The sequence below is a fragment of the Paenibacillus sp. Root444D2 genome (assembly GCF_001426375.1).
Lineage (GTDB): Bacteria > Bacillota > Bacilli > Paenibacillales > NBRC-103111 > Paenibacillus_E.
Window position 1 is genome coordinate 921,538 of the sequence record NZ_LMEO01000045.1, and the last position, 19,633, is coordinate 941,170.

A 19,633-nucleotide genomic window follows, 5' to 3' on the forward strand; every position below is an offset into this window, starting at 1 on the left:
CTAACGGACCCTGTAATGCTCCACCTTTTGCTCGTCGAGCTCTACTCCTAGTCCTGGCCGTTCCAACGGACGCGCCTCTCCGCCTTTTATCGGAAGCGGCTCCTTCAGGAGCATGTCTTCGTAGAAAAAAGGTCCAAGAATATCACACGGATACTCTTCGGCTCCAATTCCTTGTGTTGCCATAGCGAGATGAATCATCGCCGCGCTGGCAATTCCGAGCTCTAGATTGCTGCCAACCGTGCAGGTGATGCCTGCCGCCTCAGCAACAGCGGCTGTTTTGCGGGCAGGACCGATGCCGCCGCCTTTGCCTATATACAAAGAGAGAACGTCCGCAGCGCCTGTTCGTACAAGAGCCATCGCATCCTGCAGCGAATTAAGGCTTTCGTCTGCGATGATCGGAACCGGTACTTTTCCCCGTACATCGGCGAGCCATGACATATCCAGCGCCGGCACCGGCTGCTCGGCGAAATAGATGCCTGCCTCATCATACAAACGGCGAATCGTCTGTATCGCCACCCGGGACGACCAACCGCCATTGGCGTCTACGCCCAATTTGACTTCTGAACCGACTGCTTCCCGCACCGCTTTGACACGTGCAACGTCGTACTCAGGTCCCGTCCCTACCTTCACTTTCATCTTGCGAAAGCCTTGCTCCACCGCCCATGCAGCAATCTCTGCGGCCTTAGTTGGCTCTACACCAGTGACCGAAAACTTGGTAGGCACGAATTCTCTTACCTGCCCTCCCAAGAGTCGATAGACAGGGAGACCGGCAACTTTGCCAAGAATATCCCATAAAGCCATTTCTAAAGCTGCCTTGGTAAAGGTGTTATGCGCGATTCGTTTCTGAATGCGCTGCGTTAATACCTCAATGTTTAAGGGGTTTTCCCCGATGATTAGAGGTGCAAGGAAATTTCGGATGAAATGTTCAGCCGTCACTTGATCCTCACCGCTCCAACCTGGCGTACAGGAGACCTCTCCCAAACCTATGAAGCCTTCATTAGTATGAACTTTAACCAATAAGAATGGCGAGACCAAATGGTTGCCGCGACCTGAACGAATGGCACGTTCCGGATGAAGAGGGACTTGTACCGGGATCGTTTCGATGTGGGTTATTTTCAACAATTTCATCTCCTTTCTTCAACGGGTCTGCCTAATAGCCGAAGGGCGTTTGACCCTAGAATCCGATCCTTGACTGTCATGGGTATTTCCAGCGCGTCAAATTCACGAAAACGGTAATCAACATAAGGCTGCTCGGCTGTATGAAACAACCCGCCGTCCGTCCCGAACACAATTTGTTCCAGCGGGACCTGCGCTACGATTTGCTCCATGGCAAAGGGCGGCGTCGCACACATGCATAAGTAGACGTTGTGATGTCGTCTACCCGCAGCAATTGCTTCTGGCCAGAGATCGTGAAGCCCAGCATGTCCGAGGATCACTTTAAGCTTCGGGTGACGTGCCGCCAGCTCAGCAATCTGCAACGGCGAGGAGTAAGGCGGCGTACCGTCATGAAAGAAAAGTGGAATTCCTAAAGCCTCAGCTGCCTCACAGATAGGTGCCATAAATGTTTCTAGTGGACTGAATCCCTGCAGCCAATTATGAAACTTAACCCCTCTCATCCCAAGTTTAGTAACGCACCGCTCCACTTCCTTGTCAGCCCCGACTTTTCGCGGATCTACCGTACAGAAGGGCACGAGCCGATCTGGAAACGAGACGCACCATTCAGAGAGGTAATCATTACAGGCTACCGGATCCTGCCAAAATCCGTCTATCGTAAGCATCACGCTAATATCGATTCCATGCTTATCCATGAATTTGATATAGTCCTCGGAACGATAAGGATAGTTGCCGTCCCCTAACCTTCCTGGCTGGTGTACGTGAAAGTCGATCTTCATGATCATGCCTCCAGACATTCTATAATCCACCCTTAGGAATTAGCGGAACCGTGCGGCCAACAGCCGCTCCATATTTCCGCCTAATATGGCTGCCTTTTCAGCTTCGGTTACATCGATAGCTCTGACCTTTTCCACCTCGAGAGTCATGCGGGAAACAGGATGATTGCTGGAAAATATAATACGTTCAGGCCCAATGACCTTGCACAGGCGAGCCATACCTCGCTCCGGAAAATCATGAGCAGTATCCCCAAAAATATTCGATGCTCTTTCCAGCGCCGGAAAGGCATCGATCCAAAAGTCAGTCTTACCGTTCTTTCCCATTATAAACGCAACTTCTGGGTAGGTTAAAGCAAGCTCCGTAAGCTGCAATGGCAAGGCATAAGCTGGTGTCCCAGTGTGAACATAGACCGGTGCGCGATGACGAGCAGCGACTTCGATCAGCGGATGAACCAATGACTCCATGATCATAAATCCTTGCAGAGGCGGATGCAGCTTGACTGCTGCCGCCCCCTCCCCCAATGCCCTCTCCAACTCAGCAACAGCCGCCCCTTCGTACCAAGGGTTGGCTGTTGCATATGCGAGAAACCGGTCCGGATAACGCTTAGCAAGCGCAAGCACCCGATCATTGCCTTCCCGATTATGAACGGCCATCTCTCGATCGATCGGGCTGATCAACGCTCGGTTAATACCGCAGCTGTCCATCTGCTCCAGCATACGTTCCGGAACTACCCGGTGGTAGCGTCCTTCACCGATCTGTACATGAGCGTCAATATTCACATTATCCCCTCCTGTTTCATTTCCACAGGGTTCCCGGTCGCCATCGCATCAGCGATAGCTAAAGTGAGACGAAGACTTGCGATGCCTTCGCGACTGCCAGGTACAGGGGTACGACGCATACGGATATAATCCGTAAACTTCGAAAGCTGCGTCCGGAAGCAAGACCGCGCTCTATCCTCTGACAATTGCACCCTTTCGGTTATCTTTCCCTCAATTATAACAGCTTCATTGTTAATCCGGTCTAAATAAGCCATTCCGCCTGGTCCGAGGATATGGAATTCTCCTTTTGGCAGGTGAGGGTAAAACCAGCCGATTTCCAACTTTGCCCGATCGCCATTAGCAAACTCAATATGGGCGGCATTATAATTGGGCGAAGGAAATTCAGGTCGGGAGGTCAATCCGTACGCGACTACACGCACAGGGGACGAGCCCGTTAAGTAGGCCAAATAATCCGCTGCATGGGCGCCGTCGTGAATACAGGGCGGTCCATGGTGTAACGTGTTTAAAATACGTTCGTAATGCTCAGGATTACCCTCAGGGTCCAAAAGTTCATCGAAAATACCTAGTCGGAATTGCAAAGGACGACCAAGCCGGCCTCTTGCAACCCAGCCTTGCAATGCTTCCATTAACGGACCGTGCCGGTATGTAAATCCTACCTGAAGCAAGCTCCCGCTTTGCCGTTCGGCAGCCGCCATCTTCTCCGCCTCCGCAACCGATGTGGCCATTGGCTTCTCACACAGAACATCCTTACCGGCGTTCAGCGCATCGATTGTAATGCCGGGTGTTACCCAAGGGGGTGTGCAGACCAGAACTGCGTCCACGTTTGCATCGGCAAGAATGCGCTGGTAATCTGTCGTATGATAGACATCGCCGCAATTGAGTGCGGCATTCTCAGCCCGTTGTGGGTTTGCATCACAAACAGCTATCAAGCGAACCGCTGGATTCTCCATCAGAGCCGGCAGGTGCTGTGCTATAACAATATCGCCGCAACCGATAATACCAATACCTAAAGAACGGTTAGACACTGAGTTTCCCCCATTCGGCGGTTAAATTTGAGGCACAGCCAGATCGCTGGCACCCATCTCGGACATGACAGCCTCTGGATAATAACGGCGAAGAATTTCAAGGCCAATGGCAGCCCGCCGCACCTTCTCCCGACATTGAGCCACGGCCATCTGCTCAATATGAACACCGCTCGGATAAACATTAACTGCATTACGTAGCCCGAATTTCACATAGACAGGGGATACCACGCGCACGATTTCTGGAATTTCATAGAAGCGGATCGAACCGCCAAAATCATCCGGAGACTCCACATAGAGGTCAAGTGGGATGTTAACAGCTTGGCGGATTGCTCCCAGTCTCGTAAGTGTAAGTGACGAGGGTACATTGTAGGTGCCCGCTCCCATCTCCTCGAGATGTCTGATTGATACCGGGTTTGCGGCGCCCATGGATACAGAAACCTTAACCACTAAATCGGCAGGAAGCTGGCCTGCCTTCTTCATCTCGTTTACGATAAAGAGAAGACCTTCGTCAGCCACCAAAACACCACGAAGCCCCAGTCGGCAGCCGCGCTTGATGTCCTCCAAGGCATAAACCAGTTGATCCATCCCCTCATGGCGCAAAGCTTGACCTTTACCCGACGGAGTATGACTAGCAGCCGTTATATCCCAAGTCGAGCGCGGTCCTACAAATAGGCTCACCTCAATACCGTGACCGGCTGCAAGCGCTAACATCTCGCGGATTTCTGCATCGGTACAGAGCATGATACCACTTCCTTGAGAGACACGATGGATAGGCACTTCATACTCTTTTGACGCCTCTATTACTGCAGCAAGTACGTTTGGACCTTCTACGCTTGGTATTTCAATCCGGACTTGGGCACCATCTGGAAATCGTTTAGTAGAATTGGGAAGTTGGTGAACATCTCCGGTAGGCAAACCTAATCCTGCTAAAAACTTATGAGTTTCTTCCACAAAAGCACCTCCAATAGAATTGGTTCATTATTTTGAAACACACTTCAAATTTTATTAAAAAAAGTATAATATAGAACTAAGACATATGTAAAGGAGGTATTTCCAATACAAATATCCAACGTGAGACCTAGGAGTTTGCGATTCCACGAATTGACCCGCACAGAGATCGGACATTGGGCGCCCGAAACGACCGTCGTTCTTCCTGTGGCGGCGATAGAGCAACATGGACCTCATCTTCCCGTACATGTAGACTCCATAATCGCTGAAAATATCTCCATTGCTGCCGCCTCGCAGGCCAATCAGGAGATTCCGATTTTGGTCTGTCCGGCCATCGTTTATGGTGCCTCGCATCACCATCTGATCTATCCCGGCGCTTTGTCTCTCTCCACTGAAACACTGCTTCGAGTGTTGAATGACTTAACAGATTCTTTAGTAAGCAGCGGCTTCCGACGAATTTATCTCCTCAATTCCCACGGCGGTAACGAGGAATGCGTTAGGCTCGCTGCCCGTGAGCTGGCCCTACGTCACCCCGTGATTGCAGGAGCCGCATCCTATTGGACGATCGCTTGGGAGGCGATCTTGCGTGAGGGAAGAGCGGCGAGCCTTGGTATTGTGCCCGGCCATGCCGGAGGTTTCGAGACATCGCTAATGATGGCCTTACATCCGGAGTTGGTGCAAACGGATCAGCTTCCTCTCCCACTGCAACGCTCAATCCCTACGGTGCCTAAAGATCCGGCTGCCGGACCGCTCGTCCAACGTCACGGTAGTTGGGCAGCCATAGACGGTTACAGCGACAACGCAGGACAGGCCAATGCCGAACACGGGAAACTGTTGATTGATCTTATTAACCGAGCTGTAGCTGCGGAATTTGTCCGATTCCATCAACTACTATGAATAAGAAGTTGGATCAAAGTGTCTGAAATCAAAATGAAGAGGAAGTCATAGACTGACTTTCTCTTTTTTCTATCTATCGTTCGACCTGCCACTAATCACGTCATATATCCTAACGTGTTTTTTTGTTTTTTTAATGGATAATTTACTAATATTTATGTAAACGATATCATTTTCGTTTTTCGCCATGAAATAGCGTCATATTACATAACATCAAGATATTTTTTTTGCATTTGCGTCTTGAAATTAAGTCATCAAGATGATAAATTAATTCTACAATCGATTTCTTGTACTCAAGTTCAATATATTGAACCTAAGGGGGAACGACATGCACCGTAATTTGAAGAACTATATTGGCTCTATTCTCTTTACTAGTCTCTTAGCGACGACCGCCTGCAGCAGCTCTACACCAACCTCGACTATTGGCGACACCAGCACTCCTACTCCTGCTAACCAAACTCCAGCAACCCAAGCAACAAAAGTGATTAAAGGCGGCCCATTGGAAGTTGGAGCGCTTTGGCCCGAAGGCTCTGATAATTTTAAAGCAGTCCAACGTGTAGGCGATAATTTGGCAAAGCAATTCTCCGGTACTCTGATGACTTACACTTTTTCTAATACGAAAGCTCGCCCGCAACTCGAGCTGCGTTGGAAAAGCGGCGATCCGTTGGATGTAGATAACATTTTCAACGGGGCCAATGCCAGCTCTTATCACTGGGTGGAAGAAGGCCAATTGAAAAACATCACCGACACTTTGAAAACGACCAAGCGTTCCGATTACGACGGTAAAACTTGGGAGGATTCGATCATGCCGCTTTTTCGCTCGTTCTCACAATATAAGGGCCAGTATTATGCAGTCCCCGATCAGGCAATCGTATTAGGACTCTATTACAATAAAAAGATGTTCGAACAGCACGGACTCAAACCTCCGGCCACATGGGATGATCTGATTCAGGTATCCGCAGCTCTAAAAGCTAAAGGCGTGGATCCGATTGCAGTCACTGGAACAAACAATGGCTATATGGGCATGTGGTGGGACTATTTGCTGCAAAGGGAGGTCGGTACACAGGCCGTGATGGACGTCGCTTGGGGTAACAAAAAGGCCGCCGATAACCCCGGCTTCCTGAGGGCTGCGAAGAAGCTGGAGCAACTGGTGAGCGATGGCGACTTCCTGAAAGGCTTCGAAGGGACAGACTTCACCGGTGCACAGACTGAATTTTTCCGTGGCAAAGCCGGCATGATTCTGATGGGCTCATGGCTGGTTGGCGAGATGAAGCAGTCCATTCCCGCTGATTTCCAGATCGGAATCGTACCGTTTCCGACGATACCGGGTGGCCAGGGCGACCAGAAGGGTGTCTTAGGCACCGTTTTCCAATGGAGCACCGCCAATAAATCGAAGAACCCGGATCTCGCAGTTGAATATCTTCGGACCCTTACCTCCAAAGAGGAGCAGACAGTCCGGTCCAAAGATCTTGGGTTCATCTCACCATACGAAGGCGTTCCGACCCCTGCTTCCATTCCCGGGCTGGACAGCATGCTGAAGGATGCAGCGAACGCCTCACTCACTTATTACTATTATGGGATCATCTTTGACAAGCAACGGGCTGATGCTTGGTACTTGCCTGTCACTCACCTCTACTTCAAGAGTGTCAAAGCGGAGCAAATGGTGCAGGAGATCGATACCAATCTCACACGACTACGTGGCCAATAAAACATCAATGTGCGGGGTGGCAGTCGCCCCCCGCCACTATTTTTTCTCAGGAGGTCCATATGCTGGAGAGACTTCGCCAACGCTTGTTCTGGCCATTCGTTCTGCCGGCGATTGTGCTTTATACAGTCGTACTCATTTTACCTATGGTGCAGACGATTCTCTATTCTTTCACCGATCGCTCCTTGAAGACCAGCTATAGCTTCGTAGGTTTGAAAAATTACATTAACGCAGTCAATGACCCATTCTTCTGGACGTCTTTGCAACACACAATGATCTATACTTGCCTCAGCTTATTTATGCTCTTCGTGCCTGCCATTTTTTTGGCCTGGTGCCTATCCCAACCCATACGCATTAAGCGTTTTTTTCGATTTATCATCTTCACGCCGGTGGTCATATCGGTGTTAGTCACATCCCTGATATGGAAATTTTTCCTCAACCCCAATTGGGGGCTGCTCAACGCCTTGCTGAAAGCGATAGGATTGGAAACGTTTGCCACTCCGTGGCTGGGAAATACCCATACTGCGTTATTGGCAGTAACGGCAGCATCTGTCTCGCACAGCATTGGCATGTATGTCGTTCTCATTTCTGCAGGTCTGGAGCGCATTCCAACCGATATGTACGACGCCGCTAAGGTGGACGGGGCTAACGACCGACAGCAGTTTTTTCACATCAGCCTTCCCCTTCTTTGGGACGTACTCCGTTCCCTCATCGTTCTATGGATTATCCACGCTATCCAGGCTTTTGCTTGGGTGTTCGTAATGACCCAAGGTGGCCCAATGAACTCCACCGAGGTTGCAGCTACATACGTATACAGCATTGCCTTTGTTTCCAACAAGTTCGGATACTCCACTGCACTAGCAACGCTGATGATGCTTGTGATCATGGTGATCACCTGGCTCGCGAATCTCTTGAATCGTCGCGAATCCTATGAATTTTAGGAGGTTGATCTATGTCTCTCGCTATCCGAGCTAAAATGTTAATGATTTATCTGATTCTCTGCATTTATACATGTCTCACTATCGGGGCTTTTATCTGGGTTGCACTGCAGTCGATAAAGAATAATTCCGAATTTATCACTTCCCTTCCCTGGCATCTCCCCCAGACATGGAAATGGTCCAATTATACGGAAGCCTGGCGGCGCGCCAAGATGAACTCATATTTCGGCAACAGCATTGTGGTTAGCGTCATCTCGACGACACTCTCACTGCTTGTAGCAACGCTGGCGGCTTATGCTCTTTCACGAATTCGTGGCGTAAAATGGGTAGGATTTTTGCAGCAATTTTTCCTCGTGGGGATTATGCTGCCTGTCATTCTGGCCGTCGTACCCCTCTATTTTCTATGGGTGAATCTTCATTTGGTAAATACCACGATCGGATTGATCATCATCTACACAGGGTTAATGCTTCCGTTTTCAATCTATTACTTGTCCGGATTTTTCAAGGCGATTCCACACGAATTGGAAGAAGCCGCAGCCGTCGACGGGGCACCTCTTCTGCATTCCTTCATCAGGATATTCCTTCCAATGGCCGGCCCGGGGCTAGCCGCCGTATTTGTGGTAAATTTTCTATGGGCCTGGAACGAATTCTTCTATGCACTTGTGTTCATAACCCGCTCGGCCAATTATACCGTCGCTGTAGGTCTATACTACCTTGACGTTAACGCTGAAGTTACCGCTCAGTGGGTATACCTCTTTGCTGGGATGTTAATCGCGCTGCTGCCGGTCTTAATTCTCTATATGCTGTTGTCGGACCAAATCACAAAGGGATTAACGGCTGGAGCACTTAAGGGATAATTCATACATTAATAGACAGGAGCTGTGACAGATGGAAACCTATCATAACCTTATCGGCGGACAATGGACCGCCTCCCGTTCGGGTCAATTGCGCCCCAACCTCAATCCCAGCCGCAGCTCAGAGATTTTAGCGCAATTTCCGGACAGCGACCCGCTTGATCTGCAGGATGCCGTATCTGCCGCTGCAACAGCTTATCCCGGATGGCGAAGAATGGGTCTTTTGGAAAGAGGGGAGATTCTATACCGCGCCTCCGATCTGCTTGCCGCGCGAGTCGATGCAATAGCCCGGGACCTGTCCCTCGAAGAGGGTAAAACATTTATAGAGGCAAAAGGCGAGACGATGCGCGCTGCTGCAATTCTGCGCTACTACGCTGGCGAAGCACGTCAGGAAACGGGAGAAGTATATGCAGCAGCCGACCCCCGTACTATGCTCTATACTCGTCGGGAACCGCTCGGTATTGTCGGTGTAATCACACCTTGGAATTTCCCTATCTCTATTCCGGCCTGGAAGATTGCCCCCGCTTTAGTCTATGGCAATTCGGTTGTATGGAAACCAGCGGATTTAACACCACTAACGTCATATCACCTGACACAGGTGCTTTTGGAAGCGGGTCTTCCGGAAGGCGTACTAAATGTAGTTTATGGTCGGGGATCTGTTTTGGGTACCGCCTTGGTGAATGATCCACAGGTGCACGCAATTTCTTTCACCGGCTCCAACGGCGTTGGTCGAAGCATCGGTATTTCATGCGCCTCCCGTGGTGCTAAATATCAGCTTGAAATGGGTGGGAAAAATGCAGCGGTTGTGCTTTCCGACGCCGATCTCGAACTTGCTGTGGAAATGACTGTTCGCGGTGCTATGCGCTCGTCAGGTCAAAAATGCACCGCCACCAGCCGGGTGATCGTTGAAGCGCCATTAATGAACGCTTTCACAGAGGCGTTGGTTGATCGCTGCCGTACTTTGCAAGTTGGCGACCCTTTCGATCCTAAAACTTATTTGGGGCCATTAGCTTCACTTGATCAGCAGCAAACCGTACTCAACTACATTCAAATCGGTCAACTCGAAGGCGCCCGCCTAGTGTCGGGCGGAGATTCCCCCGACTCAAACGGCTATTTTGTATCGCCTACGGTTTTCATGAATGTAAAGCCCGAAAGCCGCCTTACGAAGGAAGAAATATTCGGCCCAGTTGTCTCTGTTGTCTCTGCCGTCAACCTTAGCGAAGCCATTGCACTTGTGAATCAAAGCAACTTCGGTCTGAGCACATCGGTCTTTACCCGGGATGTCGCAAAAGCCATGCACTTCATCGATGAAGCGGATTGCGGCATCGTGCATGTTAATTCCGAGACGGCGGGCGCGGAACCGCATGTCCCGTTTGGCGGCATGAAGGAATCGAGCTCCAATTCCCGGGAACAGGGCAAATCAGCCAAGGAATTTTACTCCCAGATCAAGACCGTCTACCTCGACAGTCCGTCCATAACAGAATAAGTAAAGCGTTCCGACGCGTAACGTTTCTACTCCTTCTTTCAACTGGCATCAATTCCTTGATTCATCGTGTTCAGATGAAGGGATGTGATCATGCATGTAAAATTGGTCGTTTATTTCTATAAACTATAATCCTATTATGTAAAGGAGTGATTTTTAGCTTATGCTTATGCAAAAATTAGTCAAATCAATGTTCATGAGTTTCGTCATTCTGTGCCTATTCCTAACGGCTGCACTTCCGGCTTCTGCAGCAGGTTCAGAATCGGCGATCGCGATAGGACTTAATCCCGGAACGCTCGGATGCACGCCCGGTACAGAGCTACCTGCTCTCAGCGCCCAGTACAAGAGCCGTGTAGTTGAGGCATTGACTACAACACAGGATGTTTACGGTCAACAGATTCTTGCCAAGCCTGAGGGTCCTACTTTTGACAACGTGAAGGACTTCTTCACACCCATCATGTACACGATTGCCCCTGCTGCGCAAGGAGGGTTTTTGACGGATACGGGAGTCTATTACATCCCGTTCGGGCAGCCTCAACAGTCAACCGCCCGCGGTGATTTGGCTTTGACTTCAGCCGATGGCAGTCAAATTATCTCGAATAAAGCCGATAACCTTAGTCTTAGCACTAGAATTTTTGTCGGTGCGGGTGGTCAAGAGCAATTCGGCTCTTGTTTGACCAACCTAAGCACTCCTGCATTGTACAAAGGATATCTCCCGATCCTACAGTTGCAATACCGCGATCATGACGGGATCGAGTATCAACAGGAGTCGCTCGCAACCAACCTGCCAGGTACTGATATTGTAGCCAGCTTCGTAGAGATTACGACCGACCATCTCAAATCGAGCCCTAATCCTGCTAACGTCCGGTTCCAAGTATGTAGTAACTGCAATCTCCACCAAGAGGGGAATCAATTGCTTGACGAGCAGGGTCGTACCTATCTGTATTTCAGCCCCGGTGCCACGTTCAGCAATTCAGATCTGGTCTACAACCTCGATAACTACAATAACGGAAAACATTCTGTATTTATCGTGAGGCCCGTCACCCCGATCGTCAATGCACCCGCAATTATTGCAGATAAAGATGGACAAGAAAATGCCCGCATTGAATCTGCAGCATACTGGGAGAATCGGTTATCGGAAGGAACAATCTTCCAAATACCCGAAAGTAATGTAATGGATGCCCAGCGCAACCTGTTGATTCAGGATCTACTAATGACTTGGCGCTATAGCTTAGGAAATGCCTACGAGGCCTTTTATCAGCCGGAAAGCAGCACAACTATGGAGACACTAGGACGCTATGGTTTCACAAATGTGTATAAAAATGCACTGCAGGACTTATTGCCCAAATCCAAAGGCCTCAACCGTCGCAACTGGGAGATTGGCGAGAAGCTTTCTCATGCTGCTGACTATTACCGATTAACAGGCGACCCTTCTCTGATTATCGAAAATTTGGAGGCATACAAAGCTTATGCAGTCGATCTTGCAGCCCAGCATGCTAGCGATACTGTTAATCATCTGCTGGAACGTCAGCAGTACTCAAGTGATGTTAAGGGACTTGTCTATGGACTGCACCAAATCGGGACGGCTCTCTTCGGTTTGCAAAATATGGTTTCTGTCTGGAGAGAACTGGGTAAAACCGATCTGGCCGAACAATACGGCCCAATTGCAGACGATCTGCGACTTTGGTTTGATAAAGCCATTAAACAATCTAGCACCGTAATGCCGGACGGCAGTCTTTTCACGAAGGCAATGCTGCTGGATAAAGAAGATCCCTATGACCATTTGCCGGTTACTTTACTAGGCAGTTACTGGAATCTGGTTGCGCAATATGGATTTGCAGCTCAGGCATATGCTCCCGAATCCCCGGAAGCGAAAGCTACTCTCCAGTATCTCTACAACCATGGATCGCGCCTGATGGGGCTATTAAAGGTTCGGGACGGCGCGATCAACGATGTTTACGAGGCTGAGCAGGCTAAGTTTCTCGCAGATAACGACCAATCCGATCAGATGGTTCTGAGTCTATATAATCAACTGGCCCACGGCATGACAAGAAATACTTTTATAACCGGCGAAGCGGCAAATGTGGGTCCTCTTGCCTCCAAATGGCCTCTGCAGTTTGGCGCCTGTGCGATCGGAGCCCCCTGCACGCCGCCAAGCTTTGAAAATGGCTGGAAACCAAACGAGTACTACCGTGGGATGTACCTCTCGCCGAACACCGCTAACAACGGCTTCTTCTTGCGGCTCTTGCGGTTAATGCTAATCAATGATGTGACCAACAACAAGGGGGAACCGCAAAGCTTGCAGCTAGCCTTTTCCACGCCGAGGGGCTGGCTTGAGAATGGCAAGAAAATTCAAATTAACGATGCCCCTTCCCTGTTCGGATCTGTTAGCTATACCATTACTTCCAAAATCGAGCAGAATCAAGTTATGGCCGACCTTGATGTACCTAGCCAGAAACCTATCGGTAACCTCCAGCTGCGGCTTCGGGTTCCTGCAAACAAGCATCTAATCGGCGTCAAGGTGAACGGTCAACCTTACACCAAATTCAATGCTAGTAACGAGACGATTGATCTGACTGGACTTACGGGCAAACTCATTATACGTGCTGACTATCGTTAAAACGGTTATAAGCTGAAATTATTGGAGATCGTCATTTGGGTACTTCCCTGGGCGATCTTCTTTTTTTAAAATCTCCACAAAACCAGTTAATCATTAAAAACCATGATTTATCATAAAACAACATGCTTACGCCAACTCATAAGCACTATAGATAAATTAAGGATTGGTAAACAGTTGGGCTGGCAGCATTGTAGTTCAACTGAGGTGTCCAACAAGGAGGTGAAGGAAAGCTTACCAAATTCATCACAATCCAATTTTGAAATGGAGTGAATTCGATGAAGATTTATCGAAAGGTCCGAAAACGTTTTGTGGCCGCTCTCACCCTTCTCATGCTTGTTCCCGTTACTTTGATTATACCGACACAAATCGCTCTAGCCGCATCTGAGTTCACCGTCAATACTGGCACTGTCGTTGTATCGGATTACATCGGAAACGGTGCCGAGTTCAATCAAAACCTGTACGCCTCCATCAGCGCGGTCGATGGTATCACAACGGGGAACGTAGAATTGCTGGAGAACGAAGTAAAGGCAATGAAACCGCAAATCGTCAGGATCTTTTTTGACACGAAAGCCTTCGATACCACAAACTATCCCGATTACATGTCCTCCTTCGAAAAAACGGTGCAGCTCGCACAGAATTCAGGCTCCGAAATTAACATCACTTACTGGCATGGCCCCTATACAAACGTTTCTCAACAAATGCAGGATTTCGCCAATGAGCTTTACAACCTAAGAGTCACCAAAGGTTATACGAATGTAAAATATATCACCATCCAAAACGAGGTCAACTCCACATCGATCACCCAAACGGATTACGAGACCTTTTACCGGACTCTGAGCACGGATTTAACCACTTTAGGAATTCGGAGCTCGATCAAGCTAATCGGCGGCGATTTGCTCTATAACAACCAGCAGTCATGGTTCGATTATATGGCCAATAACATGAGCGACGTTTTGGACGGCTACTCCGTTCATATTTATTGGGATTACGACAATACAGCCTATGCCATACAGCGATTGACGGATATCCGTACCATCGTCGACGGAGAGCCGATGGCGGGACGTAAACCCGTCTATATCATGGAGTACGGAATTCGGGGGGATAAAATCTCATGCACGCAGGATCCCGGCTGCCTCAACGGAACCTCTATACCGATTGAAGATACGATTATCAACGCTTACGAGCATGCCTGGTTCACGATGAATGCGATGAACAAAAAGTTCGTGGCCACCACCAAGTGGGACGCCTATAAAGCGAAATATGATAATGGCACCCAGTACTACGGTGAAATTGGTAGCGGAACGGATGGGTATCCGATGAAGCCGATTTATGATGTCACCCGTTTGTTTTCGCATACCTCCAATTCTCATTGGCAGTTAGTCAGTGTCACCGGATCTGTCACAGGCAAGCTGGTTACCGCCTTGAAGGATCCGAGCTCCAGCAACATGGCTGTCTATGCGCTGAACGATACAGGCGCATCCACGACCATTTCAATTGGCGGACTCGGGGCGAACAAAATTTTCCGCATGTATGTATGGAATGATAACGGAGACGGCGGCATTACCGATGAAAGCTCCGTTCAAGCCGATTCCTCTGGTAACATTACCGTAAGGCTGAACACGCAAAGCTTTGCCGCTTTCACCACGCTAAATCCCGTTGATCTGGAACGAATCGCTAATTACAAATTTGATGAAACGAGCGGCACTACAGGTGCAGACAGCACCGAATTCGTGCATAACGCAACCATTGTGAACGGAACGTGGACGTCTGGCAAAATCGGGGGCTCCCTTAATTTTAATGGAACATCCAGCTACGCTACGACACCTCATGTTCTCGATCCTGCGAGTCCCTCCAATGTACGTGGCTTTACCGCAGCCGCATGGGTGAAGCTCGATAATTCCTCCGGAGGCGTGCAATTAATCTTGCAGCAGGACGGCACCAACGGAAAAATATGGCTCTGCCGCCGTTCCGACGGAACATTGGAAACGTTCCTCGGCGGCACGGCGACGATTTCTATGGGTACGATTCCTCTCGGCACATGGACGCATGTAGGCCTCACTTATGACGGAACGACTGCCCGACTTTATTTAAACGGCGTCTTGGATACGAGCCACAATGTCACGGCGAATTCGGAAGCAGTCGGCGGCATGATTATCGGCGCAGACAAATTATTAGGCGAGCTCTGGAACGGCGAAATCGACGATGTGTCGATATATAACCGCAAGCTGACAGCACAGGAAATGAAAGATATTTGGAATAGCGGCTGGTGGAAATTCGACGAAACATCTGGCACGACGGCGGCTGATTCTAACGGCTACAATCAGGCTGCGACGCTCGTTAACGGTGCGAACTGGACGACCGGCAAAATGAATGGCGCGCTTCATCTGGACGGCGTGAACGATTATGCCACTCTGCCGAACATACTCAACCCAGTAGGCAATTATTTCACTGCCACAGCCTGGGTTAAGCTGGATGCTTCCTCCGGAACAGTTCAGGAAATTTTGCAGCAAGACGGAACGAACGGTAAAATTTGGCTGTATCGACGTCCGGAAGCAACGCTTGGAACCTACCTTGGCGGTACGCCTTTACTCTCGACGAATACGATTCCTATCGGATCCTGGGTGTTTGTTGCAGTTTCCTATGACACCTCGACGGTTAGACTGTATTTGAACGGTTCGCTCGAGGCTTCTGCCGCCAAAACTTTACAATCTGAAACGAGCGGTATGCTAGTCGGGGTGAGTAAAACTTCGGACTCTTATTGGAACGGGGGAATTGATAACCTGCGCATCTACAACCGCCAATTATCCGATAACGATATTCTAGATGCTTATAGACTTGGCCGATAAACGGTTATAACTAGGGAAAAGCCCTCAATACTTCCGTCAGGAGGTATTTGAGGGCTTCTTTATGTCGTTCTCCTTACACTTCCCTCATTCGTTTGAAAAGCTTTAGCAATCCGTCTTGGTGTTCGTTCATCCATTCCGCCAACTTTCCTCTCATGAACGCGAGCGAGGATGCGTATGTTGGATTAGCGACCTGATTGAACATTTCATGCGGGTCCTGATTAAGGTCGTATAGTTCGTCCAGGTCACCGCAGTTAAAAACGTACTTTAGATTGCTGTGCCGAATCATCCGCTGCGTGAATAGCACATTTTCTAGGCCGGAGCATTCCGTCACGACGCAATCCGGCCAATCGGTGACGGATTCCTCATCCAAAAGCGGCACGAACGAACGACCGTCTCGGGAGTTTGCCGTTTCCCGAGGTACCCCGGACAGCTCTAGAATCGTGGAATACAAATCGCAGGAGCCGACGAACCGATTTTCTCTTCGCATCTCTTGTTTGGACCCGGCTGGCTTTACGAGCAACGGAATGCGGCAAGTCTCTTCATACATGAAGAACGCTTTATCACTCAAGCCACCGTGTATGCCAAGCGATTCGCCATGGTCAGCTGAGAAGATGATCGTCGTATGATCAAACAAATCGTTTCGCTTCATATAATCGAGAAGTCTTCCTATTTGTTCATCAATCGAGCTCATAAAACCGTAATAGTGCTTAACGTAAGGATCAAAAGCCGACCAATCCTTGGAATTGGCCATTCGGGCTTTATGAATCGATGGCTTATTCTCGTTGTTGTCATAAAAATTAGGCCAGGGTTCTAACTGCTGATTCCGGTATAAATCGAGATGCTTCGTCGGGGCCATATAGGGCTCGTGAGGTCCCCAAAAATTCAAAGCGAAGAAGAACGGACTGCTGCGACGACGGAAACGGTCGATGTAATGAATAGCCCTATCGGTTAAATAATACTCCACTGTCGATTCGATTGGAGACACGACCTCCGATGCGGTATGTACGTCAAAATTGCCGGATAACGTGTTTACCGTTTCGAAGCGGAGATTGTTTTCCTCCAAGTAGTGTAGATACTCCGGATATTCGTAACCGCCATCCCCGTGCCCAGGAAAATCGTCGCCTTCGTACCCCAAGTCGGTGGGCAGGCTGCGGATATTATATTGAAACTCGGGAAACGTAATCGATTTCTTGCCATATCTTCGGAAATCCTCAGTTTCGATAATCTCTTTTCCGTGGCCCAGATGCCATTTCCCGGTGTATCCGGCACTATAGTCTTGCTTCAAAAGCTGGCGGCTGAGCAGCATCGGGTCATCAGGCAGCTCGCGGATCAGACAATGGGCTCCATAGGTATTGGCCTGCATGCCGACGTTGAACGGATAATATCCTGTTTGCAGAGACGCTCTGGCTGGCGTACAGATGGGGCAGCTTGCATACGCATTATCAAAAACAATGCTCCCTTCCGCCAATAGGTCGAGATTTGGCGTCTGACATACCGTGCCCCCATAACATTTCATCGTATCGATACGCTGCTGGTCGGTCAAAATCAACAAAATATTTGGGCGTTTCTCATTCATTTCGCTTTTCTCCTTTCCCAACTAATTACAGGCTAAGAATGCTACCCTCTGAAGAGATATGTCGGACGGCCTTTGATGCCGATTTTCGCACGGAACAAACCGCCTGCCGATGGTTGTTCTGCGTGGGCATCCTCCGATAAAGGGGAACTGGCCGACGTGATGTACAATTCGTCCATATCCTTACCACCGAAAACACAGGATGTTACATATTTTACCGGCAATTCAACGACCGCCAACCGCTCACCCGTAGCAGGGTTCCACCTACTCACTTTCCACCCGCCCCATTCAGCTACCCAGATCATACCTTCTACGTCAGAGGTCATGCCGTCGGGTAAAATCTCTGTTCCCGGATAAGAGATCACCGTGCGTTTACCGGCAACTAGTCCCGTTTCCATGTCATAATCAAAAGCGTCCACTCGGTAGGCAAGTGAATCGATATAGTACATCGTCTTTTCGTCAATGGACCAGGTGATACCGTTGGAGCAACCGATGCCTGCATCCAATTGCTTGTAACTCCCATCTGGGTAGAAGACATACAGCGCCCCTTCCCGCTTGTTCCCCTTGGAGGCTGTACCCGCAAAAAATCGACCTTTCGGATCGCATTTACCGTCGTTAAAACGGTTCTGCGGAAGGTGGCTTTCCGGATCGCAAAATAAATCTAACTTTCCATCTTCCGGATTATATAAAGCCAATCCTCGTTCTCCCGCAATTAGGAGGCCTCCACTTTCCCTGAGCGCAAATGAAGCGATTCTCATCGGCAGCTTTCGTATGCGGTGAATTCCGCTGGAAAGGTAATAATCGTGTAAAGTCCCTTCGTCGTAATCAATCCAAAGGACCTGTTGCCAGGAGGGGGCCCAGACAGGACCTTCCCCTAATGAACATTTTGCATCGACAACAAGCTCAGCCTTGTATTTCATGGCGTCTCCCCCCTTTTCAATTTTGGCTCATTCAGGCGAGCGTGGTAACCAATCATTGGCCTTAGCACATTCCTGCCATTGTACCTCCCCGTCCGGTGTAATCCGCTGCAATTTCCCTTCATAGGCAAAAGCTACCGTGTTAAACGTGATGGATTTCTTTTCGAATGGAGCAAAAAGCATAGCAGTGCCGTTGGCGACTGCACCAGCTAATCCCGGCAAGTCCGGTCCAGGAATGCTGCTGAAAGGCTCAATTCCCATCGTGTAAGCTCGGCCGAACCATGGAGCGCCGGTCGTTCCGCCAAACTCTTGCCAAATCCAAAGATGCGGCCAAACTTCAAGTGGCCAGCTTATTCCAAACCCCATCCCCAGCTGTGGATTACATGCCGCTACCCAACCTTCTTCTAGCTCTGCAGCAAAAAGCATATCAGCAGCCAACTGTTCGCGTGGCGGCATTCGTCTCAAATCGACGGGCTGTCCTTCCCGTCCCGGCAGATAAGGCCATTCGCCGGACGTCCCAGGCACAACTCGTCCCGGCAAGTCTTCCCCGCCTGCTGAACGAGTAATACGGCAGGGTGGCAAATGCAGCTCTAATCCCGGACCGAGGAATGGCTCGCCTATTGCTGGATGTTGCCCCCACATGCAATGAACTTCTACAGGGCTAACATTTTCTACCGTTTCACGAATTTGTAGCGTACCGCTTCCCCGTTTGAGTCGCAGCTCTCTTTCCATGCGGAAAGGCAAACGTTGCGTCTCCACCCGCATCAACAGGGCGACTTCGTCGGGTGTATCCAATAATACTTCATACTCCCAAGCCATTAGACTTGCCTCGCCATGCATTCCTTGCTCAGCCCCCTTGTAAGTGGAGGCCATACTTCCTGCTGGAAAGATCACTTGCCAGCCGCCCGGATAATGGTCCGTCCAATTGCCTCGGGGGTTTGATGTGGTTGGAACCCATTTCCCCCATGTCCGCATTCCCCACGGAGCCCGGTACATGACATCCACATCCAAAGGTTTGTAGCGGAATTCCACAATGCTGCCCCCCTGATCTAAAAGCAGAGTGACCGCTATTTGTTCATTCTCTAACACAGCCATTCTTTGTCCCTGATATATGATCTCACAGCTGATACGCGCAGCGCTGCTCCGTGGTAAATACACGAC

General features: G+C 49.5%; 15 protein-coding genes. 7 read left to right on the forward strand and 8 right to left on the reverse strand.

The window, feature by feature from the left end:
* Genes ASD40_RS25340 through ASD40_RS25360 form a run of 5 tightly spaced genes read right to left on the reverse strand, consistent with a single transcriptional unit; the run spans window position 1 to window position 4,645 of the window.
* The gene (locus tag ASD40_RS25340; protein WP_063860427.1) at window positions 1-1,119 is read right to left on the reverse strand and encodes a mandelate racemase/muconate lactonizing enzyme family protein; all 1,119 of its coding nucleotides are present in this window, start codon (window positions 1,117-1,119) and stop codon (window positions 1-3) included.
* A 5-nt stretch (window positions 1,120-1,124) separates the two neighbouring features.
* Complete coding sequence (locus ASD40_RS25345; protein ID WP_063870854.1) at window positions 1,125-1,892, reverse strand: amidohydrolase family protein; 768 nt, start codon at window positions 1,890-1,892, stop codon at window positions 1,125-1,127.
* A 39-nt stretch (window positions 1,893-1,931) separates the two neighbouring features.
* Window positions 1,932-2,669, reverse strand: a complete 738-nt coding sequence (locus ASD40_RS25350) for an amidohydrolase family protein (protein WP_057305904.1) — start codon at window positions 2,667-2,669, stop codon at window positions 1,932-1,934.
* Window positions 2,666-3,694, reverse strand: coding sequence for a Gfo/Idh/MocA family protein (locus ASD40_RS25355; protein WP_057305905.1), 1,029 nt, complete (start codon window positions 3,692-3,694; stop codon window positions 2,666-2,668). Before ASD40_RS25355 ends, ASD40_RS25350 begins: the two co-directional genes overlap by 4 nt.
* A gap of 21 nt (window positions 3,695-3,715) precedes the next feature.
* Window positions 3,716-4,645, reverse strand: a complete 930-nt coding sequence (locus tag ASD40_RS25360) for a U32 family peptidase (protein WP_156390187.1) — start codon at window positions 4,643-4,645, stop codon at window positions 3,716-3,718.
* Between the two features lie 120 nt (window positions 4,646-4,765).
* Here ASD40_RS25360 and ASD40_RS25365 point away from each other — a divergent pair, with 120 nt between their 5' ends.
* The 7 genes from ASD40_RS25365 (at window position 4,766) to ASD40_RS25395 (ending at window position 15,982) form a co-directional block, all read left to right on the forward strand.
* Window positions 4,766-5,539 (forward strand): creatininase family protein, encoded by a 774-nt coding sequence (locus ASD40_RS25365; RefSeq protein ID WP_162251310.1) that lies wholly within the window; start codon window positions 4,766-4,768, stop codon window positions 5,537-5,539.
* A gap of 304 nt (window positions 5,540-5,843) precedes the next feature.
* Complete coding sequence (locus ASD40_RS25370) at window positions 5,844-7,244, forward strand: ABC transporter substrate-binding protein (RefSeq protein WP_156390188.1); 1,401 nt, start codon at window positions 5,844-5,846, stop codon at window positions 7,242-7,244.
* Window positions 7,245-7,303: 59 nt separating this feature from the next.
* Window positions 7,304-8,182, forward strand: a complete 879-nt coding sequence (locus ASD40_RS25375; RefSeq protein ID WP_057305909.1) for a carbohydrate ABC transporter permease — start codon at window positions 7,304-7,306, stop codon at window positions 8,180-8,182.
* 11 nt (window positions 8,183-8,193) lie between these two features.
* Window positions 8,194-9,036 carry a carbohydrate ABC transporter permease gene (locus tag ASD40_RS25380; protein ID WP_057305910.1) on the forward strand — a complete coding sequence of 281 codons (843 nt, stop codon included), beginning with the start codon at window positions 8,194-8,196 and terminating at the stop codon, window positions 9,034-9,036.
* A 31-nt stretch (window positions 9,037-9,067) separates the two neighbouring features.
* Window positions 9,068-10,519: an aldehyde dehydrogenase family protein gene (locus ASD40_RS25385; protein WP_057305911.1), complete on the forward strand. Its 1,452-nt coding sequence runs from the start codon at window positions 9,068-9,070 to the stop codon at window positions 10,517-10,519.
* A 160-nt stretch (window positions 10,520-10,679) separates the two neighbouring features.
* Entirely contained in the window at window positions 10,680-13,136 is a 2,457-nt protein-coding gene (locus ASD40_RS25390; protein WP_057305912.1) for a hypothetical protein, read from the forward strand.
* A gap of 275 nt (window positions 13,137-13,411) precedes the next feature.
* Complete coding sequence (locus tag ASD40_RS25395) at window positions 13,412-15,982, forward strand: LamG-like jellyroll fold domain-containing protein (RefSeq protein ID WP_057305913.1); 2,571 nt, start codon at window positions 13,412-13,414, stop codon at window positions 15,980-15,982.
* Between the two features lie 73 nt (window positions 15,983-16,055).
* Here the strand turns inward: ASD40_RS25395 and ASD40_RS25400 are convergent, their stop codons facing one another.
* The 3 genes from ASD40_RS25400 to ASD40_RS25410 are packed head-to-tail and all read right to left on the reverse strand — an operon-like array spanning window position 16,056 to window position 19,630.
* Entirely contained in the window at window positions 16,056-17,558 is a 1,503-nt protein-coding gene (locus ASD40_RS25400; protein WP_057305914.1) for a sulfatase-like hydrolase/transferase, read from the reverse strand.
* 41 nt (window positions 17,559-17,599) lie between these two features.
* On the reverse strand, window positions 17,600-18,475 hold the full coding sequence (locus tag ASD40_RS25405) for an SMP-30/gluconolactonase/LRE family protein (RefSeq protein WP_057305915.1): 876 nt from the start codon (window positions 18,473-18,475) through the stop codon (window positions 17,600-17,602).
* Between the two features lie 27 nt (window positions 18,476-18,502).
* Window positions 18,503-19,630 (reverse strand): DUF4432 family protein, encoded by a 1,128-nt coding sequence (locus ASD40_RS25410; RefSeq protein WP_057305916.1) that lies wholly within the window; start codon window positions 19,628-19,630, stop codon window positions 18,503-18,505.
* Between the last annotated feature and the right edge of the window lie 3 nt (window positions 19,631-19,633).